16 protein-coding genes are annotated in these 22682 nt (G+C 59.4%); 15 read left to right on the top strand and 1 reads right to left on the bottom strand.

Going from position 1 to position 22682, the window contains the following annotated elements:
- Positions 1–7 precede the first annotated feature (7 nt).
- From bcsZ to NTD81_RS08855, 14 genes are all read left to right on the top strand, one after another.
- Positions 8–1204, top strand: a complete 1197-nt coding sequence (gene bcsZ, locus NTD81_RS08920; protein WP_262181757.1) for a cellulose synthase complex periplasmic endoglucanase BcsZ — start codon at positions 8–10, stop codon at positions 1202–1204.
- Positions 1205–1251: 47 nt separating this feature from the next.
- Positions 1252–5166: a cellulose biosynthesis protein BcsC gene (locus NTD81_RS08915; protein ID WP_262181756.1), complete on the top strand. Its 3915-nt coding sequence runs from the start codon at positions 1252–1254 to the stop codon at positions 5164–5166.
- An 11-nt stretch (positions 5167–5177) separates the two neighbouring features.
- Positions 5178–5831 (top strand): SGNH/GDSL hydrolase family protein, encoded by a 654-nt coding sequence (locus tag NTD81_RS08910; protein WP_262181755.1) that lies wholly within the window; start codon positions 5178–5180, stop codon positions 5829–5831.
- Positions 5828–6490: an alginate O-acetyltransferase AlgF gene (locus NTD81_RS08905; protein ID WP_262181754.1), complete on the top strand. Its 663-nt coding sequence runs from the start codon at positions 5828–5830 to the stop codon at positions 6488–6490. Before NTD81_RS08910 ends, NTD81_RS08905 begins: the two co-directional genes overlap by 4 nt.
- A 1-nt stretch (position 6491) precedes the next feature.
- On the top strand, positions 6492–7907 hold the full coding sequence (locus NTD81_RS08900) for an MBOAT family O-acyltransferase (protein ID WP_262181753.1): 1416 nt from the start codon (positions 6492–6494) through the stop codon (positions 7905–7907).
- 12 nt (positions 7908–7919) lie between these two features.
- Complete coding sequence (locus tag NTD81_RS08895; RefSeq protein ID WP_262181752.1) at positions 7920–9065, top strand: alginate O-acetyltransferase AlgX-related protein; 1146 nt, start codon at positions 7920–7922, stop codon at positions 9063–9065.
- Positions 9066–9583: 518 nt separating this feature from the next.
- On the top strand, positions 9584–11587 hold the full coding sequence (locus tag NTD81_RS08890) for a TonB-dependent receptor family protein (RefSeq protein WP_262181751.1): 2004 nt from the start codon (positions 9584–9586) through the stop codon (positions 11585–11587).
- Positions 11588–11652: 65 nt separating this feature from the next.
- Positions 11653–13371 carry an ABC transporter substrate-binding protein gene (locus NTD81_RS08885; protein ID WP_262181750.1) on the top strand — a complete coding sequence of 573 codons (1719 nt, stop codon included), beginning with the start codon at positions 11653–11655 and terminating at the stop codon, positions 13369–13371.
- A complete protein-coding gene (locus NTD81_RS08880; RefSeq protein ID WP_262181749.1) occupies positions 13368–14300 on the top strand; it encodes an ABC transporter permease in 933 nt (310 codons plus the stop codon). Before NTD81_RS08885 ends, NTD81_RS08880 begins: the two co-directional genes overlap by 4 nt.
- A 56-nt stretch (positions 14301–14356) precedes the next feature.
- Positions 14357–15667, top strand: coding sequence for an acyl-CoA dehydrogenase family protein (locus NTD81_RS08875; RefSeq protein WP_262181748.1), 1311 nt, complete (start codon positions 14357–14359; stop codon positions 15665–15667).
- Positions 15664–17010 carry an LLM class flavin-dependent oxidoreductase gene (locus NTD81_RS08870; RefSeq protein WP_262181747.1) on the top strand — a complete coding sequence of 449 codons (1347 nt, stop codon included), beginning with the start codon at positions 15664–15666 and terminating at the stop codon, positions 17008–17010. Before NTD81_RS08875 ends, NTD81_RS08870 begins: the two co-directional genes overlap by 4 nt.
- A 60-nt stretch (positions 17011–17070) precedes the next feature.
- Positions 17071–18126 (top strand): NADP(H)-dependent aldo-keto reductase, encoded by a 1056-nt coding sequence (locus NTD81_RS08865; RefSeq protein ID WP_262181746.1) that lies wholly within the window; start codon positions 17071–17073, stop codon positions 18124–18126.
- A gap of 18 nt (positions 18127–18144) precedes the next feature.
- Positions 18145–19026, top strand: coding sequence for an ABC transporter permease (locus tag NTD81_RS08860; RefSeq protein WP_262181745.1), 882 nt, complete (start codon positions 18145–18147; stop codon positions 19024–19026).
- Positions 19023–20681 (top strand): dipeptide ABC transporter ATP-binding protein, encoded by a 1659-nt coding sequence (locus NTD81_RS08855; protein WP_262181744.1) that lies wholly within the window; start codon positions 19023–19025, stop codon positions 20679–20681. The genes NTD81_RS08860 and NTD81_RS08855 overlap by 4 nt, the downstream gene beginning before the upstream one ends.
- Before the next feature lie 469 nt (positions 20682–21150).
- On the opposite strand, the gene NTD81_RS08850 is transcribed toward NTD81_RS08855, so the two are convergent.
- Positions 21151–21420: a hypothetical protein gene (locus tag NTD81_RS08850; protein ID WP_262181743.1), complete on the bottom strand. Its 270-nt coding sequence runs from the start codon at positions 21418–21420 to the stop codon at positions 21151–21153.
- A gap of 417 nt (positions 21421–21837) precedes the next feature.
- Here NTD81_RS08850 and NTD81_RS08845 point away from each other — a divergent pair, with 417 nt between their 5' ends.
- The gene (locus NTD81_RS08845) at positions 21838–22413 is read left to right on the top strand and encodes a GNAT family N-acetyltransferase (RefSeq protein WP_262182081.1); all 576 of its coding nucleotides are present in this window, start codon (positions 21838–21840) and stop codon (positions 22411–22413) included.
- Positions 22414–22682 lie beyond the last annotated feature (269 nt).

Below are 22682 nucleotides of genomic sequence, written 5' to 3'. Positions count from 1 at the left end.
CTCAGTGATGAATAGTCTGCGCAACGTCTTGCTGAGTCTGCTGTTGCTCGCTAGTGGCAGTGTGCAGGCGCAAGCGCAGAGTTGCGCGACCGAGCCATGGTGGTTGTGGTCGCTGTTCACTGAGCACTTTATTCAGGACGACGGCCGGGTGGTCGACGCCAGCACGCCGCAGTTGCACAGCTCATCCGAAGGGCAGTCGTACGCCATGTTCTTCGCCTTGCTGGCCAATGATCCGGCCACCTTTGAGCGGCTCTGGCGCTGGACCGTGAGCAACCTGGCCGGTGGCGATATCAGCCAGAACTTGCCTGCCTGGTTCTGGGGCAAGCACAGCGACGGCAGCTGGGTAGTGCTGGACAGCAACTCAGCGGCCGATGCCGATCTGTGGTTCGTTTACAGCTTGCTTGAGGCCGGCCAACGCTGGCAGCGCCAAGACTACCTGGATGACGCCAAGCGTCTGCTGGATAACATGGAGCAACGTGAGTTCGCGCAGATGCCGGGGCTGGGGCGCATGCTGTTGCCCGGGGTCAACGGCTTTGTCCAGGCGGATCAGCTGTGGGTGCTTAACCCCAGTTATTTGCCGCTCCCGGTGCTGCGCCGTATCCAGCGCGCGGCCCCCCATGGCCCTTGGGCTGAGGTCACTGGCGCACTGCCGCGCCTGCTGCGTGAGGGCAGCCCGCACGGCTTTGCTCCGGACTGGCTGGGTTACCGCGCGGTGGCGCCACAGCAAGGCATGTTCGTCGAGTCCAACTTGCGCGGCGGGCAGGGCAGTTACGACGCCATCCGCACCTATTTATGGGCCGGCCTGACAGCGGCCGCCGACCCGGCCGCGGCGGACATCCTGCGTAGCCTCAATGGCATGGTCCGGGCCGTGGCGGTAACTGGCATGCCGCCGGAGAAAGTCAACATCGCCCAAGGCAGCACTGAAGGCATTGGCCCCTTTGGTTTTTCCGCCGCGCTTTTACCCTATCTGCAAGCCTCGGGTAAGCCGTGGCTGGCCGAGATCCAACAGCGCCGGGTGCTCTCTGAGCTCAAGGCCAGCGTGACCCCAGAGCGGGTGAAAAAAGCCCAGCCACCTTATTACGACTTCGTCCTCAGCTTGTTTGCCTTGGGCTGGAGCGAGCAGCAATTTTCCTTCCGCCCTGACGGCGGCATTGACCTTAAATGGGAGAAAAAATGTTCTCAAGGCGCCACCTCTTCGCCGTAAGTGCCTGCTCGCTAATGCTGCAGGGTGCACTTGCGCTGCAGCCAGCCATGGCTTCTGAAGCTGCTCAGGCGCTGGTTAAACAGGCCCAGTTTTGGTACGAAAAAGGCAATAACGAACGCAGTCGCGAGGCCTGGGCACGCTTGCAACAATTAGAGCCGGGCAACGTCCAGGCCATCTATTGGCAAGGCGTACTGGCCGCTCGCGGCGCAGAGCTGGACAAAGCCGCTGAGTACCTTGCGCTGCTCAAGCAAAACCCGGCTGCGCAAAGCCAGGCGTTGCAGCTCGATCAGGAAATTTACTTGCAGCAAAGTGGCCGGCCTGAGCAACTGGAACAGGCGCGGGTGCTGGCCGAGTCGGGGGAACTCGACAGCGCCGTGGCGGCCTATCGCAAACTGCTCGGCACGCGTACCGCGCAGGGTGACCTGGCCTTCGAGTTTTATAACTACTTGGGTTACACCGACGAAGGCTGGAATGAGGCCAAAGAGGGTCTGGCGCGGGTGCATAAGCAGTTCCCGCAGCGCAGCGATATTGCTTTGGCCCAGGCCAAGTTGCTGACCCGCAATCAGGCCACTCGGGTGGAGGGGCTTAAGCAGTTATCGGTGTTGGCGGATCACCCGCAAGTCGGCACCGAGGCGCTGGAAACCTGGCGCGATGTGCTGACCTGGATGGGCCCGCCGCGTGCCGATGCCATGCCGCTGTTCCATAGCTACCTCAAGCGCGTGCCGGATGATCAGGAGATTCGCAAACAGCTGAATGCCGCCAAGGCCCAGCCAGTGGCAGCCAAACCTGTGGTATCGCCTTTGGCCGGGGCGTTTAAAGCCCTGGAAGGCGGCCAGGTGAGCAAGGCCGAGCAGCAGTTTGAGCAGCGCCTAAACAAATACCCCAATGACGCCGACGCGTTGGGCGGCCTGGGCCTGATTCGGCAAAAGCAAAACCGTTTGGAAGACGCCGAGCTGCTGTTGGGGCGGGCGATCAAGCAAAAGGGCGGACAGCACTGGCGCAAAAACTACAACGAAGTGCGTTATTGGACGTTGCTGCGCCAAGCCAACGATAACCGCGAGGCCGGCCAGCTTAGCGAGGCGCGCAAGCAGGTCGAGCAAGCCCTGCTGCTTAAGCCCGCAGGGACCGATGCGCTGGTGGCCAAGGCTGATCTGCAAAGCGCGGAGGGCCGCTATGGCGCCGCCGAAAGTGGCTATCGCGCAGCGCTGAAGCAAGCGCCTGGCAGCCTGTCCGCTAAGCGCGGGCTGATTGGCGTGTTGTCCCAGCAAGGCAAGCATGCCGAGGCGCAGCGTTTGGTCGACAGCCTGCCCAATAGCGCCCGGGAAACAGTCGGCGACTTAAGCCGGATTCGCGGCGAGCAGGCCTTTCAGCGGGCCCGTTTGGCGCAGCAGCGTGGCGATCCCGCCGGACAGCGCGCGGCCTTGGAGGAAGCCTTGCAGCATGACCCGGAGCATATCTGGGCGCGCTATGACTTAGCCCGGGTGTATGTCGCCCTGGGCGCCAGGGATGAAGCGCGCAGCCTGATGGAAGGGTTGCTGCAGGCCAAGCCGAACGACGCCGATGCCCTGTATGCCGCCGCCCTGTCGGCTGTAGAACTGGGCGATTGGCCCCGGGCTAAAGAGCTGCTGGCCCGTCTGCCCCTTGAGGGCCGCGACGCGCAACTCAATCGTCTGGTCAGTGAGGTCGACTTCCAGCAGCGCATGCAGGAAATCAATGGCCTGAACAAAGCCGGGCGTTATCAGGAAGCGCGCGTGTTCCTCTCCCGCGTAGCGCCACTGGCCGCCGGTCATCCACAACGTGAGGCCATGATGGCCAGCGCCTATGCCGCAGCCAAGGACCCACAGCGGGCCCTGACTATGTTGCGCGAGCAACTGGCGCGCAGCCCGCGCTTTGATGCCGGGCTGACCCTGAGCTATGCCAACGTGTTGTTGCAGACTGAGCATGATGCCGAAGTGGCAGCGATCTTGCGCGACTTGCAAAGCCGCCCCCTCAATACCAGTGAGCGAGCGCAGTACGACGATGTGCTGTTCCTCTATCGCGTGCGCCAGGCCGAGCAACTGGTGGAGCGCGATCAGTTGGCCGAGGCCTATGAAACCTTGTCGCCGGCCTTATTGCAGCGACCACAAGACCCGACCGCGATGGCCGTGTTAGCGCGCATGTATGCCCACGATGGCGACAAGCAAAAGGCGTTGGAGCTGTATAAATCGCTGGCCCAGCGGCACACCGACAACCCCTTGTTGCTCATTGGCGCCGCCGATATGGCCGCGCAACAGGGCTACGACAGCCAAGCCGACGCGTGGCTGGAACAAGCGCTGAAAGTCGCCCCGCAGGACCCGGATGTGCTCAGCGGCGCCGCGCGGGTGTATCGCCAGCAAGGCCGCAGCGCTAAAGCCAAGGAGCTGCTGCAAAAAGTCGTGGCGCAAGAGCAGCGCCAGCAGCAGGTGGCCTACGCGGCCAGCAGCCCGAGCAGTGCGCCGAGTAATCCCTTTGCGAAAAAAACCGGCAGCGGCAGTGCGTCCGCGCCGTTACCGGCTGCCAGCATTCCAGAGCCTGTGTCGAGCCTGAGCGCCGCCCCGCAGACGGCCATCCCCAGCTTTGCCAAAACCCCAGCCGCACCAGGCTTGGCACCTGGCAGCACAAACAATCCGTTTGCCAATGGCGCTGCCGAGGGCAGTCCTGACCCTCGGGCCGGCATGAGTGACAACCAGCGCTTGCTCGATGATCTCATCCAAGAGCGCAGCGCCTATGTGGTGCAGGGCTTGCAGGTGCGCACCAATGACAGCGAAAAGGGCTTGAGCAAGCTCACCGATGTGCAGGCTCCGCTGGAAATTAACTTCCCTGCCGGGGACAGCCGGTTGGCCGTGCGGGTGACGCCGGTGCATCTGGATGCCGGCAGTGTCGGTAGCGATGCCAAGCAGCGCTTCGGTGGCGGCGTGCTGAGTGTCGGCGATGAGCTGAGCGGCTATTTGGCCGGCGGGCCCAGCACCGCGCAGGCCTACGCCAAAGCTAATGAGCTGCTGGCGTCTTCGCCCGGTAAACAGCGCGATAGTGGCGTGGGTCTGGCCGTGGCTTGGGAGCATGAGCCGACTGGCCTTAAGGCCGATATCGGGGTGAGTCCGCTGGGCTTTTTGTACAGCACCGCCGTGGGCGGGGTGAGCAAGGAGGGTGACTTCCGCGGCCATCCTAATCTGCGCTATAGCGTGTCGGCCTCGCGCCGCGCTGTTACTGACAGTCTGACGTCCTTTGCCGGTGCTCACGATGCGCGCATAGACGAGGAGTGGGGCGGCGTGACTGCCAACGGCGTGCGTGGCCAATTGGGCTATGACAACAGCCGTTTTGGTGTCTACGGCTATGCCTCGGCCCACGCGCTGCGCGGGCATAACGTTAAAGACAACACCCGCGCCGAGCTGGGCAGCGGCGTGTACTGGTACCTGCTCAATGCCGAGGAGCATCTGCTCACTGCTGGTCTGAGTCTCACGGCGATTGGCTATGAGAACAACCAAAGCAGCTTCAACTATGGCAGCGGCGGTTATTTCAGCCCGCAGAAGTTCTTCTCCCTTGCCGTACCGGTGCAGTGGGCGCAGCGCGGCGACCGCTGGACCTACAAGGTCAACGGTGCGGTCGGTGTGCAGCATTTCTCGCAGGAGTCCACGCCTTACTTGATCAATGACAGCGATGCTCAGCGGGCCTTGGAAAACCTCTCGGCGCAAGCCGCAGGTTCTGGCCTGTACTTGCCGACGCGCTATGACGGCTCAAGCAAGACCGGCATTGGCTACAGCCTGGCCGCTGCGGGCGAGTATCAGCTGGGTAAACACTTCTTCCTGGGCGGCCATCTCGGCGTGGATAACGCCCAGGACTACCAACAATGGAATGGCGGCCTGTACCTGCGCTACATGGTTGAGAGCATGACCAGTCCATTGGAGCTGCCGGTTTCCCCTTATCAATCCCCATACGTGAAATAGGAAGTTTTGTTATGGCATCTTCGCTGCTAGCCGGCTTGTCCATTTTGATGATCGGCGACAGCCACCTAGCGACCCCTGATTACCTGATCGGCAGTCTGCACAACGAACTGTTAGCCAAGGGCGCCAAGGTGCATAGCATCGGTATCTGTGGCGCGCAGGCCGGTGATTGGTTGAAAGTCTCGCCCGCTGGCACTTGCGGCGGCGCGGAGCGCAAGGGCAACGGCAAAGCCGTGGTGCTGCGTGGCAAGGCCGCCACTCAGCCCATTGCCCAGTTAATCGCCAGTGAGAAGCCAGACCTGGTACTGGTGGTATTGGGCGACACCATGGCCGGCTACACCCAGGCTAACTTCCAGCGGGCCTGGGTCTGGCAGCAGACCACCAAGTTGGTCAAATCGATTGCCGGTACGGGTACTCAGTGCGCCTGGATTGGCCCGAGCTGGGGCAGCGAAGGCGGTAAGTACGGCAAAACCTATGCGCGGGTTGAGCAAATCTCCACGTTGTTAAGCAGTAACGTGGCGCCGTGCGGTTATATCGACTCGCTGAAGCTGGCGAAGAAGGGCCAATGGGCCACCGTTGATGGCCAGCACCTGACCGCCACCGGCTACAAGCAGTGGGGCGTCGGTATCGCCAGTGCCTTGGAAAGCTGGAAGGGGCAAGCCCAATGAAGCGCCGGGGCCTGGCGCTAGTAATCGGCATGTTCAGTGCAGCCTGCCTGCATGCCGAGGAGATTGCCCTGTACCCCACTGGGCCCAGTGAGGATTCGGCTTTCCTGCGCTTTTTTAACAGCACCGATACGCCACTGCAGCTGAGTGCGGCCAATGGCGCCAGCTTGAGCTTAGCCGGCGAGCAACGGGCGTCGGATTTTCTCACCGTGCCAGCCGCTAAGCCGATCACCGGCAGCCTCAAGCAAAACGGTCAGCAGCAAGCCTTGGCGATCAGCGTGGCGCCGGGCGAGTTCGCCACCGTGGTGGCGCTCGCCGATGAGCAAGGTCTGCGCTATGTGACCCTGCGCGAGCAGCCGGATGACTTCAATGGGCTCAAAGCTTCCTTGGCGATCTACAACCTGGCGGGCAGTTGTGCCGCTGCCGGCATCCAGGCGGCGGGGCGCAAGGTCGATATTTTTAAGGATGTGCCTGAGGGCAGCGTACAGCGCCGCTCCATCAACCCCTTGGCGCTGGCTGTGCAACTGACTTGCGCCGGCGCGGCGCAAGGCCCGGTCGTGGAACTTGGACAACTGGCCGCGGGGCAGCGCTACAGCCTGTTTCTCGTGCCCACGGCGCAAGGCCCACGGTTGTTACCGACCCAAGACAACTTAGCGAACTGATATGGTCTTTGCCTCCCTTGAGTTCCTCCTGCTGTTTTTGCCGGCGTTTATGCTGGTTTACGCGCTGGTGCCCAACCGGGGGCGTAACCCTGTTCTGCTGATTGGCAGCTGGCTGTTTTACGGCTGGCTGAGCCCGGCGTTCTTGCTCCTGCATATTGTCCTCACCGCGCTAGGCTGGGTTGGCGGCTTACTGGTGGTGCGCACGCAGCAGCAGTCACGCCAGCGTTTGCACCTGTTGGCCGCGCTGATCACGATCAATGTGCTGGTGTTGTGCTGGTACAAGTACGCCAATATCCTCGCCGCCACCTTCAATGAGTTGCTCACGTCCTACGGCGCCTTGCCCTATGACTGGCAGAAGGTGGCATTGCCGGCGGGGCTGTCGTTTATCGTGCTGCAGGTGATCAGCTATCTGGTCGACGTGCACCGCAAAGTGGTGCCGGTGGAGCGCAGCTTCAGTAACTTCGCCACCTACTTGGCGATGTTCGGCCACTCCATCGCCGGGCCGATCATCCGCTATGACTGGGTTCGTGCGGAGCTGCGCCAACGTTACTTCAACGCCCTGAATTTCGCCCTCGGCGCCCGGCGTTTTATGATCGGCCTGAGCATGAAGGTGCTGGTGGCGGACAGCTTGTCGCCTTTGGTGACGGTGGCCTTCGGCGTTGACCAGCCGTCCTTTATGGATGCCTGGATTGGCTGTCTGGCCTATTCGCTGCAGCTGTTTTTCGACTTTGCAGGGTACAGCGCCATGGCCATCGGCCTGGGGCTGATGCTCGGCTTTCACTTCCCGGAAAACTTCAACCACCCGTACTGGGCGCGCAATATTCAGGACTTTTGGCGCCGCTGGCATATCTCGCTGTCGAGCTGGCTGCGCGACTATCTGTATATCGGCTTGGGCGGCAACCGCTTCGGCACCTGGAAGACCTATCGCAATCTGTTTTTGATCATGGCCATCGGTGGTCTGTGGCACGGCGGCGATAGCTGGAACTACGTGCTGTGGGGCGCCGCCCACGGCATTGCCCTGGGCATTGATCGGGCCTGGAGCCGTAACGGCTTGCCAGATTTACCGGCGCCCTTGGCCCACCTGATCACGCTGTTGTTTGTGTGCCTGGCCTGGACGCTGTTTCGCGCCCCGGACTTCGCCTCGGCCTTGGCCATGTACGCCGGCCAGTTCGGCCTGCAAGGCTGGGCCTTGGGCGATGCCCTGGCCACCACGCTGCGCCTTAGCCACGGCATAGCAGCTGGCTTAGGTGTGCTGTGTTTGCTGCTGCCGCTGTATCAGGGCCGGGCCGAACAACGTTTTGGCCAGCTGTGGCTGTTTCGCGCGGTCGGTGCGTTGTGGCCGATTCTGGGGTTCTTGCTGTCGTTCGCTCTGATCGCCAGCCGTGAAACCGTGCCTTTTCTGTATTTCCAATTTTAACGGGAGGTGAGCATGACGAAAAAAGACGCCTCTCTGGCTCCGGTACCGCCCAGCGCCATGACCATCCGCCTAAGCCCTTTGGCTGGCATCGTAATGGCGCTGTTTCTCCTGAGCGGTTTGTGCGCATGCCTGTGGGCGATGCTGGTCAGCCACAGTGTCGACTGGCTGCCCAAACAAGTGAATTGGCAGGTGCTGCGCGATGGCGACATTACCCATCACATCGCCAAGGAACTGTCCCACGTCGAGCTGGCGCGCAAAGCCGCCGACTTGGAACGCGCCGGCAGCTGGCTGTTGCTCGGTGACACCGGGCCACGGGTGCGCCAAGGCTGCCCGGGTTGGTTGTTTCTGGCCGACGAGAATCGTATCCATCGTCACGCCCAAAGCAATGCCCAAGCCCGTGCCGACAAGGTGGTGGCGGTGCGCGACTGGCTGGCGCAACGCCAGATCGCCTTGCAGGTGGTGCTGGTGCCGGATAAGAGCCGCATTGCTGCGCAGCAACTCTGTACGCTGTTGCGTCCCGCCCAGTTGCAGGCCCGCGCCGAGCAGTGGCAGGCGCTGCTTAAAAACCATGGCGTGGCAGTCCTGGACTTAGCCCCAAGCCTTAAGCCGCTGGGCGGCAGTGCCTTTTTGCGCAGCGACAGCCACTGGAGCGAGGCGGGTGCCCAGGCCGCAGCCCTGGCCTTGGCGGAGCAGGTTAAGCGCACCGGCGTGACTGCCACGCCGAGTCAAAGCCTTGCGCGCAGCCTGTTGCCGCAGGCGCTGCGCCCCGGCGACTTAGTGCGTTTAGCCGGTCTCGATTGGCTGCCGCAAACTCTGCAGCCGGCCGCCGACTATGTCCAGGCCTCCAGCTTTAGCCAAAGCAGCCAAGGCGAAGCGCTAAGCGAAGAGGATCTGTTCGGTGACAGTCAGTTGCCGAACGTGGCCCTGATCGGTACCTCGTTCTCGCGCAACTCCAACTTCGTTGCTTTCCTTGAACAAGCCCTCGGTGCCAGCCTGGGCAACTTCGCCAAAGACGGCGGCGAATTTGCAGGCGCAGCCAAAGATTATTTCGCCAGCCCGGCCTTCCAACAAACCCCGCCACAATTGCTGATCTGGGAAATCCCCGAGCGTGATCTGCAGCCGGCGTTTGTCGATGATTTGCTGCTGCCAGCGCAATAGCGCCTAACTGTTGCCCAAGTACCAGCTGCTCGATTCAACCGCACAGCAATAGGCACTGAACAATAACGACCGGGTTATCGTTATTGTTCAGTGCCTGTGTCCGCATCAGGTAATAAGCTTATTGCTGATTTTATAATAAGGTTTTTAGTATTTATTATTGTTAACAATTTATAAGCATATAACTCGAATAGTTGTTGTTGCTCCAACAGTGATTAAACAAATTGAGTTTTATGGCGCAGATGGATTTGTTGTAAATTTATTTATCTTGTTGAAATATAAAAACTAAATATATTGGAATGGTCCTTGCTAACCAATATTAAGTATGACGCTGCGCATTACAAATAGCTCGTCAGACACTTATTTGGGTAAAGGGGACTATGGTGTTTGGGGTCAATCTAAGGATGGCGGCCGGGAGTGTGCCCGGCAGGTTTAAACCGCTGATAATTTCTGTAAGTACTGGCAGTTTGATTTTATGCGGCGCCCACTATGCGAGTGCTGCCGAGAAAGCTGAACCCAAGTTGGATCGGGTCGTAATCAGTGCGGCTAAAGCCACTCCCGCACAGCAGGCTGAGTCACGTTTGGATGAGATCGCCGGCGCCGCCAGCGTGGTCGACAACGCGGAAATAGAGCAGGGCCGGGCGGCTACCTTGGCAGACGTGTTGGCGTTTCAACCGGGGGTCATTGCGCAGTCTGCCGGCGGTACTGATGCCATCAAAATCTCTATTCGTGGCTCTGGGGCGAATGCCTCCCCAGGCTATTTTCGCGAAGGGGTGAAGTTCCTCTTTGATGGCCTAGCCCTGACGGGGCCAGGTGGCACGCCCTATGAGCTGCTGGATATGGCCGGGGTCAATTACACCGAAGTGCTGCGCGGCGCCAACGCTTTCGATTACACGGCGTTGTCCTTGGGTGGGGCGATCAATATGGTCACCCATACCGGCTATACCGCCCCGGGCAATTATGCGCGCTTTGAAATAGGCAGCTTTGGCTGGCGTAAGCAGCAACTCAGCACCGGCGGCGTGGAGGGCAACGCCGACTATTACATCAGCTTGAGCAACTCTGAGCGGGATGGCTATCAGGACTACAGCTTTACCAAGGCCAAAGGCGTGGTGGGTAACTTTGGCTATCGCTTTAGTCCCAAACTGGATACCCGCCTGATCGTGCGCTACCGCGAGGAGTACCACGAAGATCCGGGTGAGCTGACCCTTGACGAGTTCAAGCACAACTCTTCGCAAGCCAATGCCACCAGTGTGGCGCAGCGCGATGATTCGAAGAAGAACGGCTCAATCTGGGTCGGCAGTAAAACCACTTACACCTTTGATGATGACTCTCAGCTTGAGCTGGGACTGGTTTATCACAACTATCGGCAAATTCTCGGCAGCAAAAGCCCGTCTACCCCCAACCACTGGCAATGGCGCGATATCAACACCTCGCTGCGCTATCTGCGTTTCGACCAGCTGTTTGGCCATCAAAGCAACACCACCTTCAGTTTCAGCAACAGCATCCACGACCGGGCTGAGGTGCAAACCTACGACGGCATCAGCAAAGCGTTGCTGAAGGACACCAATTACAGCGGCTCCTTTGACACGGTGTTTGCGCTTGGCAACGAACTGGAGCTGGTCGAAGGCCTGTGGCTGTCCAGCGGTCTGTCGGCAGTCAATATCCGCCGTGATGTGGATGTAGATTTCAGCGATCGGCCCAATACCACGCAGTTTCCCCAGCATTACAAGTACGACAACTGGAGCCTGGCGCCACGCTTGGGCCTGCGTTATGACCTGACGCCACACTTTCAAATCTTCGGTAACGTCAGCCGCTCCATCGATCCGCCCAGCGCCTGGTCGATTTCACCTTCAGGCCCCAGCAATAACTTCATCAAACCGCTAGTCGAGCAAAAGGCCAATACCGTTGAGGTGGGCTTGCGCGGCTCCCAGGGCATCTTCTCTGGCAGTCTGGCGCTGTATCGCTCTTGGGTGCAAAACGAGCTGCTGACCGTGGAGCTTGTTCCGGCGTCGGGACTGACCCCGGCACGTACTGCCACGTCCAATGCCAGCTCGACCATTCACCAGGGCATTGAAGCGGGCTTGGATACGCAGGTATGGCAGGGCACGCGTGGCGATAGCTTGTTGTTGCGGCAGATGTACACCCTCAATGACTTCTACTACCGCCACGACAATGAGTTCCACGCCAATGAGCTGCCGGGCTTGCCCAAGCACATGTACCAAGCCGAGCTGAAGTATCAGAACCCTAACGGCTTCTACGCCGGCGTCGATGTGCAGGTGGCTTCCAAGGCGGCGGTGGATTACGCCAACAGCTTTTACGCGCCGTCCTACACGGTATGGGGCGCCAAGCTGGGGTATGAGCATCCGACTCAGCGCTGGCAAGTGTTCCTCGATCTGAAAAACCTCACCGACAAAGACTACGTCACCGCCATCAGCCCGCTCTACAACAGCCGTGGTCAGGACGCTGCCGGCTTGTATCCCGGTGACGGCTTTGGCGCCTTTACCGGCGTGTCGTTTCACTTCTAACCCAGCGTTTTTCAAAGGCAGGCGGCCGAGCTGTCGCCTGCCGAGCCTGTGCAGCGAGAACCAGCATGGATTTAACCTTAGGCAAGCTCTGGCAGGGCGCGTTGATGGCCGCAGCGATACTGCTTAGCGGTTGTTCAGCAAACGACAGTGACGCACCACCCCAAGCCAACGAGCAACGCGCTCAAGTGCTGGATGGGGTGCTGAGCTATCCGGCCAGTGATTATTACCAGCGGGCGCCGGGCAAGCCTGGCGGCACGCTGAAGGTCTCAGTGGCGCTGGATACCGGCACCTTCGATATTCACGCACTCGCCCATGGCAATGTGCAGTGGCTAGGGCGTCTGTTGTTCGATGCTTTGGTCTATCAGGACGAGCAGGGCGGGATTTCCCCTTGGCTGGCTAAGTCCTGGGATATTTCCCCAGACGGCACCCGCTACACCTTCCACCTGCGTGATGACGTCACCTTTAGCGACGGCACGCCGTTTAATGCCGAAGCGGTGCGCGTCAACTTAGAACATATGCGTGACCCCGACACCAAGTCGCCTTTAACGGCCGCTTATATCGCGCCTTATGCCAGTGGCCGGGTGGTGGATGACTACACCTTCGAGGCCACGCTCAAGGAGCCTTATTCGGCCTTCTTGAGTGTGTTGGCGCAGTCTTGGCTGAGCATGATCTCGCCCAAGCAAATCCTTGAGGCGCCTAAAAGCATTGCCGAGCATCCCATTGGCTCCGGGCCATTTTTGTTGCAGCACTACAACCGTGCGCAGAACGCCATCTTTGTTCGCCGCGACGATTACCACTGGGCACCGCCTGTGACCCGCCATCAAGGCCCGGCCTATCTGCAGCGCATTGAGTTGAATATCGTGCCGGAGGCCATCATTCGCTACGGCACCTTGGTCTCTGGGCAGGACGATTTCACCCTAGATGCTCCGCCGCAAAATGCCGTGGCGATCCGGGCTAATCCAGAACTTGAGTTCTCCAGCAGTATTCGCAAGGGCAATCCGAATCGAAGTGTGACCTTCAACGTCGAGCGTTATCCGTTCGATGATGTGCGGGTGCGTAAAGCCTTTACCCAAGCGATTGATCGCGAAGGCTTGGCGTGGATCATCGGCTTTGGTGAGTACCAGCTAACCAGCGATTTCCTTGCGGTGAACACCCCTTACTACGATTCGGCGTTTAGCCATGCCCTGCAATATGACCCCGTCGCGGCGGCCAAACTGCTCGATGAAGCCGGTTGGAGCGAACGCGATGCGGAGGGTTTTCGGGTTAAACAGGGCAAGCGTTTTCAGGTGAGCTTGTCGTTCACTGACAACGCGACATTTCCCGGCTCCGCCGGCGTGGCGATTCAAGCCGATGCGCGCAAAGTGGGCATCGACCTGCAGCTCAAGGTGTTGCCATTGCTGCAAGCCATGGAGGCGCGTTACCGCAGCGATTTTGACCTGTTCGGCGGTGGCTACTGGCACAGCAACACGCCGGATGGCTTGTTTATGCTGTATCACAGCGACTCGATTCCCGGAGCCCGTTTAATCGGCCAGAACGTGGGTCGCCTACGTGACGCCAAGCTGGATCAGTTACTGAGTGACGCCCGCCGCAGCCAATCCCCAGAGCAATTGAAACAGCTCTACGCCCAAGCCCAGCAGCGCCTGACGGAGCTGGTGCCGGCTGCGCCGGTCTATGAAAGCCAGCACCTGATTGCCTACCACCGCTACGTCAAAGGCTTGGTGTTCGACACCTCGCATAACACGCCCTTATTCACCAGCGTTTGGCTGGATAAGGAGCAACCATGAGTATTTATCAGCGTATAGGCTGGCGTTTACTGGCCGGGATTGTGGTGCTGTGGGGCGCTGTCAGCCTGAGCTTTATTGGCCTGCATTTCGCCAGCGGCGATCCGGCTTTGGTGATTTTAGGCGGGCCGGAAGCGTTGCCAACGCCTGAGGTGCTAGCCCGGGTACGCGAACAATATGGTTTGGATCAGCCCCTGTGGGTGCAGTACGGCCACTACCTAAGCCGCTTGCTGGTGGGGGACTTGGGTGAGTCTTACCGCTTGCAGATTCCGGTGACTCAGGCCATCGCCACACAACTGGGCGCCACCTTGCAATTGGCCCTGGCGGCAGCCGTTCTGGCATTGCTGCTGGCGATCAGTGTGGCGTTGCTGACCGCGCGTCGCGGACGCTGGCTGTCGGCCAGTGTTTCGGGGGTGGAGCTGGTGCTGTCATCCACGCCCATTTTCGTCTTGAGCATGCTCTTGTTGCTGCTGTTTTCCTTCACCTTGCACTGGCTACCGCCCACTGGCTCTGGGGGTTGGCGCAATCTGATCTTGCCCAGCCTGACCCTGGCGCTACCGGTGGCGGCGCTGTTGATCCAAGTGTTACGGCAAGAGCTGGACGATATTTTGGAGCAGCCTTTTATCACCATGGCCCGTGCTCGCGGCCTGTCTGAGGCAGGGGTGCGTGTTGGCCATGCCTTGCGTCATGCGTTGATTCCTTTGCTCACCTTGGCGGGTTTTATCTTCGCCAGTTTGCTCGCCGGCTCGGTGGTCGTGGAAACCCTGTTCTCCCGTCAAGGCATCGGCCGTTTGCTGCTCGATGCAGTGACTAACAAAGACGTGCCCATGGTTTTGGGCATCACTCTGCTGGCCGCGCTGAGTTATGTGCTGATCAACCTGTTGGTGGATTTGTTACTGCCGTGGATTGATCCGCGAGTGCAAGGCCAATGATCAACTTCTGCGCGCTGCAAAGCAGCAACAGCGCAACCACAGTCAAGGATTTGCAGATGATTTTCACTGAATCGCAGGCCTCCACCGAAACCTCACCAATCGAACCGCAGGCGGTGACTGACGCGCAGTTGTTGAGTATCTTCCAGCCGCTGTTTGAACGCATTAGCCAAGGCGCTATCGCCCGCGAACAACGCCGTGAATTGCCCTATGACGCCGTTGGCTGGCTGCGCGAGGCCGGCTTTGGCCGCCTACGGGTGCCGCAGCGCTATGGCGGTTTTGGCGCCAGCCTGAGCCAGCTGTTTGAGCTGCTTAGCCAGCTGGCGGCAGCTGACTCCAACTTGCCGCAGATATTCCGCGCGCATTTCGGTTTTGTTGAGAGCCGCCTGAATGATCAGGACGCGCCCAACAACGCCCAGTGGTATCAGCGCATCGTGGCGGGTGATTTGTTTGGCGCGGCGATGGCCGAGCGCACCGACAGCACCGGCAACAGTGTCGAGCTGAGCCGGGCCGGGCAGGGCTGGTTACTCAGCGGCGAGAAGTACTACTGCACCGGCACCCTGTATGCCGACTGGATTGCCGTGTCTGCCGTGGATGGCGCTGAGCAAGTGGCCATAGCCGTGCCTACCCAGGCTCAGGGGGTGACCTTGGTGGATGACTGGGACGGTTTTGGTCAGCGCCTGACGGCCAGTGGCACCACCAAGTTCGAGCAAGTGGCGGTACAGGATGAGCAGATTTATCGGCGTTTCAAAGTGGGTGAGGTGCGCACAGACACCTATATCACCGCGTTTTATCAGCAAATTCATCTAGCCACCTTGGCCGGCATCGCCCGGGCGATCCTGCGTGACGGCATCGCCTTTGTGCAGGGACGTACCCGTGCTTTTGGCATTCCCGGCCAGTCCAGCCCGAAAGATGATCCCTTGGTGCAGCGGGTTATCGGGCGTCTATCCAGTTTGCAGTTTGCCAGCCAAGCCATGGTGGAAAAGGTCGCGCGCAGCTTCGATGAGTTGCATCAGGCCTATCTGCTCAGTAGTGCCACTGCCGAGCAATACGCCGCTGCGGATATCCAGACATTTCAGGCGCAGCAGGTGGTGATCCAGTTAGTGCTGGAGGCCAGCACCTTGCTGTTTGAAGTGGGCGGGGCTTCGGCGGCCAGTACTGCGCGTGGTTTGGATCGGCACTGGCGCAATGCACGCACCCTGGCTTCACACAATCCGGCGATCCTGCGTGAGGCTTATCTGGGCGATTTTTTCCTCAATGGCACCGTACCCAGTGCCGCTTGGGCGCAGCGTTTTGCCCAGGCCCAAGGCAGCCAAACCGATGCTGCACAAGCCAGCGCACCTGGGCTTAATGAGGGGGATCTGGCATGAGCACGGCAAGCCGGCAAATGAGCATTGGCATGAACATCTTAGGCTTTGGCGCCCATGCTGCCGCCTGGCGCGAGGCCGAGGCCCCGGCCACAGCCATGACCGATGTGCAGTACTTCATCAACATCGCCAAAATCTCAGAGCGCGGCACCCTCGATGCGATCTTTCTGGCTGATGGCCCGGCACTGGCCGGGGATCTGGCCACGCAGCCGGCTGGGCGCTTGGAGCCCACGGTGTTGCTGACGGCCATTGCCTTGGCCACCCAACATATTGGCGTGATTGCCACCGCATCGAGCACCTTTAACGAGCCCTATAACCTGGCCCGGCGCTTGGCGTCGGTGGATCACATCAGTGGCGGGCGCGCCGCTTGGAATGTGGTCACCACTTATAACGATGCAGCGGCGCAGAACTTTGGCCAAAGCGCTTCGGCCCCGCATGCCGAGCGCTATGGCCGGGCGGCGGAGTTTATTGAGGTGGTGCAAAAACTCTGGGACAGCTGGGAGGACGACGCGATTATCGGCGACCCGGTGCAGGGCTTGTTTGCCGAACGCGACAAGGTGCACAGCATTGAGCATGTCGGCGAGCACTTTGCCGTGCGTGGCCCGCTGAACCTGCCGCGTTCTCCCCAAGGGCGGCCGGTGTTGGTGCAGGCCGGCTCTTCCGAGCAGGGCAAAGCGCTTGGCTCGCGCTATGCCGATGCGATCTTTACCACGCAAACCACCTTGGCCGGCGGCCAGGGCTTTTATCAGGACATGAAACAGCGTGCGCGCCAGTGGGGGCGCGATCCTCAACAGTTAAAAATCATGCCGGGGCTCGCCACCGTGATTGCCAGCACGGAGGCCGAGGCGCAGGCGCGTTTTACCCGGCTCAATGATTATTTAGGTGAAAGCAGTCTGGCCCAGCAGATTGCCTGGCGCATCGGCATTCCCTTGGCCGAGTTGGATCTGGACGCTGAGCTGCCGTGGCAGCGCATCAGCGCTGTCAGCGAGTTGAAAAGCTCCCACGGTTTTCTTGAGGCGCAGCTGAATCTCGCGCGGCAGGAAAAGCTCAGCGTGCGGCAGTTGGCGCGGCGCATTTTGGTCGGCCATCGCTTGTTGGTGGGCACCCCGGAACAGGTGGCGGACAGCCTCGCCGAGTGGTTTTTAAGCGGCGCGGCGGACGGCTTTAACATCATGCCGGACGTGTTTCCCAGCGGCGTGCAGGTTTTTGTCGATGAGGTGGTGCCGCTGCTGCGCAAGCGCGGCTTGTTCCGTCATGAATACAGCGCTAGCACCCTGCGCGGGCACCTCGGCCTGGCGTATCCCGCGAATCAGTTCACGCCGAGCCGCAGCGCAGCCTCGGCGTGACGCTTAATCACGGCGCGGCTAAGCGCGGCGCCTAATCCCTTAATTACATGAGTCAGCTCGATGAACTACCGCCCCTTGGGTCACAGCGATATTCAGGTCAGTGCCATTGGTTTGGGCAGCATGACCTTCGGTCATCAGAACAGCGAGGCCGATGCCCACCAGCAGTTGGATTACGCCCTGGAGCAGGGCATTAACTTTATCGACACGGCAGAAATGTATCCCACGCCAAGTCGCGCCGAGACGTGGGGCAGCACTGAGCGTTTTATCGGCAGCTGGCTGGCCAAGCGAGGCCGGCGTGCGGACATCGTCCTCGCGAGCAAGGCCGTGGGCCCGTCGCGTAACGGTGCGCAGGCGCATATCCGCCACGGCCAGAGTCATCACGACGGCAAGAATCTGCGCGAAGCCATTCAGGGCAGCCTGCAGCGTTTGCAAACGGATTATCTCGATCTGTACCAACTGCACTGGCCGGATCGCAGCACTAACTTCTTCGGTGTACGTGATTACCCCTGGCAAGAGCACGAGGAAGGTGTCGCCATCGAGGAGACTCTGGCGGTGCTGGCAGACCTGGTCAAAGAGGGGCTGGTGCGGCATATCGGCGTGTCCAATGAAACGCCCTGGGGCGTGGCACAGTTTCTCAAGGCCAGTGAGCGCTTGGCTCTGCCGCGCATCGTCAGCATCCAAAATCCCTATAGCTTGCTCAATCGCCTGTATGAAGTGGGCTTGGCTGAGTTTAGCCACCACGAAGGCGTGGGCCTGCTGGCTTATTCGCCGCTGGCCTTTGGCGTGCTCAGCGGTAAGTACTTGGATGGTGCCCAGCCGGCCGGGGCACGTCTGACTCCCGGTGGCCCCTATGCGCGCTTTAACCGCTATGCCAGCGCTGAGGCGGCGGTTGCCGTGCGCGCTTATGTGGAGCTGGCCCACAGCCGTGGTTTATCGCCGGTGCAACTGGCTTTGGCGTTTGTCCTCAGCCGGCCGTTCGTGACCAGCGCCTTAACCGGTGCCACCAGCCTGAGCCAACTGCAAGAGAACCTCGGCAGTTTGCAGCTGAGTCTGGATGAGGAATTGCTGGCCGCCGTGCAGGCGATCCACGACCGCGTCCCCAACCCATCGCCATAAGTCAGTGGAGCGAATCCGATGCCAAGCATTTCTCCCACTCTGAGCCGGGCAAGTTCAGCCAGAGCCTGGCAATTGTCGCCATGGACGCTGCTGGCGCTGCGGCGTCCAGGCCTGCTGTTGGCCGGTTTATTTGTTCTGTTTCTGCTGATTGCCAGCATTGTGCCCAGCTGGTTAGTGCATACCGATCCTTTTGCGGTCAGTGCCCGTGACGCTTTTCGTGGGCCCAGCGCTGCGCATTGGCTCGGCACCGATGAGAACGGTCGCGATGTGTTAGCCCGGCTGATCTATGGCGTACGCAATTCGCTGTTGCTGGGCATCAGCGCGAGCTTGATTGCCTTGCTCGGTGGCAGTTTCCTGGGGCTGCTGGCGGGGTTAGGCAAGCGCTGGCTGGATACGCTGTTGATGCGTTTGATTGATGTGCTGTCGGCGTTTCCGGACTTACTTCTGGTCTTGCTGATCATCACGTTCTGGGGCGGCGGGTTGGTCAATACCGTATTAGCCTTGGGCGTCGCTGGGATTCCGCGTTTTGCCCGGATAGTCCGCGCGCAGACCCAACTGGTGCGCCGCGCACCCTATGTGGAAGCTGCGCTAACCCTGGGCCTGCCACGCTTTACCGTGGTGGTGCGGCATGTCTTGCCCAACGCCATTCGGCCCGTTCTGATCCTGGCCACCATCAGCGTCGGTGGCAATATCGTTATCGGCTCGCTCTTGAGCTTTCTTGGCTTTGGCGCGCCGCCGCCAACTCCCGAGTGGGGGGCCATGTTGGCCGTGGGCTACGGGTATATGGCCAACGCTTGGTGGCTGGTGGTAGCGCCTAGCGTGCTGGTGATGCTGACCGTGCTTGCTATCACCGCCCTGGGCCGCACGTTGCTGCGTTACAGCGAGGGTAAAGGACTATGAAGCCATTAGTTTCTGCGTCACAGCCGCTAGTGGAGGTCAGTGAGCTGCGGGTTGCTTTTGCCGATGACATCGAGGTGGTCAAGGGGGTGTCATTTCAGCTTGATCGCGGCGAGTGCTTGGCTCTGGTCGGTGAGTCCGGCTCCGGTAAAAGCGTCACCTCGCGCAGTTTGGTGGGCTTGGCCGGGCAGGGCGCGCAGATTACCGCGCAGCAGTTGCGCTTTGCCGGTGAGGATCTGCTCAGCCTACGCAGCGCACGTGATTGGCGGCAGCTACGCGGCGCACGGATAGGCTTTGTGATGCAAGACGCCCTCGGCTCATTGGACCCATTACGGCCCGTGGGGCAAGAAATCGACGAGGCCCTGCGCCTGCATACTCAGCTCAATCGCCAAGAGCGTGAGGAGCGGGTGATAGAGCTATTACGCGCAGTCGGGGTTAACCAGCCGCAGCTGCGCGCGCGGCAGTACCCCCATCAACTATCCGGCGGCCTGCGGCAACGAGCCTTGATCGCCACGGCCATCGCCTGTGAGTCGCAACTGTTGATTGCTGATGAACCGACTACCGCCTTGGACGCGGCGGTGCAGGCGCAGCTTATGGACCTGCTCGACTCCTTGCGCAGCCCTGAGCGGGCCATGCTGGTGGTCAGCCACGATATGGCGGTGGTGGCGCGTTTGGCCGACCGAGTGGCAGTGATGCACAACGGTCGCATCATCGAGCAAGGCCCGGTCGAGCAGGTGCTTTACGACCCGCAGCAGGCCTATACCAAGTCGTTGTTGCGCGCCGCTGCGGCGGTGCATGTGCGGCGTAATGCCGGCACTGCCTCGCCTGCGGCTGCTGACGATAGCCGCGCCAGCGTGTTGGAGGCCCGCGGCCTGAGCAAAGCTTTTGTGGGGCCTGACGGCGTTAAACGCACGGCGGTTAAGCCCATTTCGTTCAGCCTTAAAGCAGGGGAAACCCTAGGCATCGTCGGCGAGTCCGGCTCTGGTAAAACCACCTTGATGCGCATGCTGTTGGCGCTGGAAACACCCGACCAAGGCCAGCTGTTTGTTCGTGGCCAGGATTGGCAACACCTCAATGCTCGCGAGCAACGCCATGAGCGCCGGCGTATTCAGGTGGTGTTCCAAGACCCGCTCAGTTCTTTCGATCCGCGCTACACCGTGCAACGGGTGTTGGATGAAGCCTTACGGGTGGCCGGGCTGGCCACTGCTACTCAGCGCCATGAGCGCACGATTGAATTACTGAACCTTGTGCAATTGCAACGCAGCGTGCTGGCACGGCGTCCCATCGAACTGTCCGGTGGGCAACGCCAGCGTATCGCCATCGCCCGGGCGCTGGCGGCAGAGCCTGAGGTACTGGTGTGTGATGAACCGGTCAGTGCGCTGGATGTGTCCGTGCAGGCGCAAATCCTCCAGTTGCTGGTGCAATTGAAGCAGCGCCTGGGCTTGGCTTGCCTGTTTGTTTCCCATGACCTGGGAGTGGTCCAGCAAATCAGCGACAGGGTGCTGGTCATGAAAGACGGTGAAGTCGTCGAGCGCGGCACCGTCAGCGAGGTGTTTACCCGCCCGCAACATGCCTATAGCCAAAGCCTGCTGGCCGCCATTCCCTTTCTGTATATCCATCAAGATCGTGGCGTACGGTTGAACGCCATTGCGAACTAAGCGTGCCTCGCGATACGCGCACTGGCTGTGTAGCGCGACGCTGGATAAATACGCCTAAGCGGGAATTATCAGAGTGTTTACGTAACTACTGACAGTTAACTATTTAAAACTATCTGTATGCAGGATTGGGCTGGTTATCGGTGGTTATATGTAGTTTGAAAGTTATTGATTTCTGGTTATGTTTATTTGTCGTAATTGTTTTTATGAGTTTAAGTGGCTGGCTGAGTAGCTCTTTATAGTGCGATATAACTTAAATGTGCCGATTGTGTTAGTCGACTGGTGTCAGCATGCTTGAGCGCTCAGGTGCGCTGTGCTGAAGCAGGTGAAGGCTATGAGAGGGGGCGGGGGCTCTAGGCAGACTTCTCGTGCCTTATTTAAGTGCCATAGGCTAAAAAACTGAATGGATCACACGGCACGTCTTAAAGAAGCCGCCTTGGTTAAAGGTTAAACCTGGGCGGCTTTAGGCCTATCAATTTCGCGCAGCACTGCCCGCTTCTTGAATACTGCTTTTTACTGTTTTCTGGGCTTCGGTGCTGAGTGTTTCTGTTGCGGTTTTGATGATGTCACCCAGGAAGGAGTTGGCTGGCGCTTGCTGTTGGGTGGTCACTTGGGCTGGTGCGCTGATGGCGTCTGCACTTGCTGGCTGCGGCGCCGGCTGAGCGGGTTGTTGCAGACTTGCACAACCTGCCAAGCCTACTGAGGAGAGAACTAAAATGGCTGCGAAAAGATTAGGTTTCATTAGTTATTTTCCAATGCGGCCCATACCGACCGATTCGGCTGGATAAATTCCGACTATACAAATTATCGATTGTAGGGCAATGCGCTGAAGTTATAATTTGATGTTCTTATGTTTAGGTTGTGATAAACGTCTCACTTGATGATTGATGTTATTTAGCCACTACTTGCCTGGATTGTGCTGAGTCAAAACAATTAGTAACTAATTGTTTCTTGTGTATTCTGGGCGTGCTGGTTTCTGAATGCGCCATATCGTTTATTTGGCTGCGGGAAAGTTAATAATATATTTCATGTGCTGTGTTCTTAAGTTGGGTTTTGTAGGGTTTTTATTTGGCTGAAGCTAAATGCCTTGGCTGGTTTTTGTGGGGTTTTTATTTGAATGGCAGCACGGGTGTACTCGAGAACTATTGCTTTGGAACCCGTGCTTATAATCGCTAGAGATAACTTTAAAGGAGCAGTTGCGATGACGGAACATCGAAGCCATCCCCTTATACGTGCGGCGCACTTGGACGACTGTTCGTCCATCGTCACGGTGCACTTGCAGTGCTGGCAGCAAACTTACCAAGGATTGTTGTCTGCGCAGTATCTGAACGGTCTTGAGCAGACCAGGGCTCGGCGTATTGCTTGGTTTGCTCAAACGATTGAGGCCGGTCAGCCGAGAGTTTTAGTCGTCGAACAGGACGGGCAGATCGTTGGATTTTGTAACTTTGGTGGCGCGCGTGAGGAGGGTGCCATCACCACCGATGCGGAGTTAATGGCGATCTATTTGCTGGCTACGCATCAACGCCAAGGGCTCGGCCGAGCGCTGTGGCAGCAGGTACGGCAAGCGTTGCTGCCGCAGGAATTTAAGCGGGTATTTGTCTGGGTGTTGGAGGCGAACACCGAGGCTTTGGGATTTTACCGTAGCCTGGGCTTTACAGCCGATAGCAGCAGTTCACGCGTGTTTGAGGAGCAGGGTGAGCCCTTAGCGCTGATTTGTCTCAGCCTTGCTCTTTAAAGCACAAGCCTGCACGTTGAGAGAATTCACCTCTGTTTTCCTGCCAATTTCTCAGCATTTAACTAAAGGCCTGCTGCGCTTTAGCGCCGGTGTGCAGGCTTTACCTGGCCAGGACTCGCCTGGGCGCCATTGAGCTGGGCATAAATCGCTCAATGTTGTTTGAATTACTACAAAGCTATAGATTCCAAGCCTTGTCTCGCTTGCTGAGCCTGGCGCCGCCTGCTGCTGTTTTGGCGTCTGGCTTGCTCAAATGGCTAACAGCTTGGGTT

This window comes from Pseudomonas sp. 5P_3.1_Bac2 (assembly GCF_025465995.1).
Lineage (GTDB): Bacteria > Pseudomonadota > Gammaproteobacteria > Pseudomonadales > Pseudomonadaceae > Aquipseudomonas.
The sequence above is the reverse complement of the archived record's forward strand: the minus strand, read 5'-3'. Positions and strand labels throughout refer to the sequence as shown.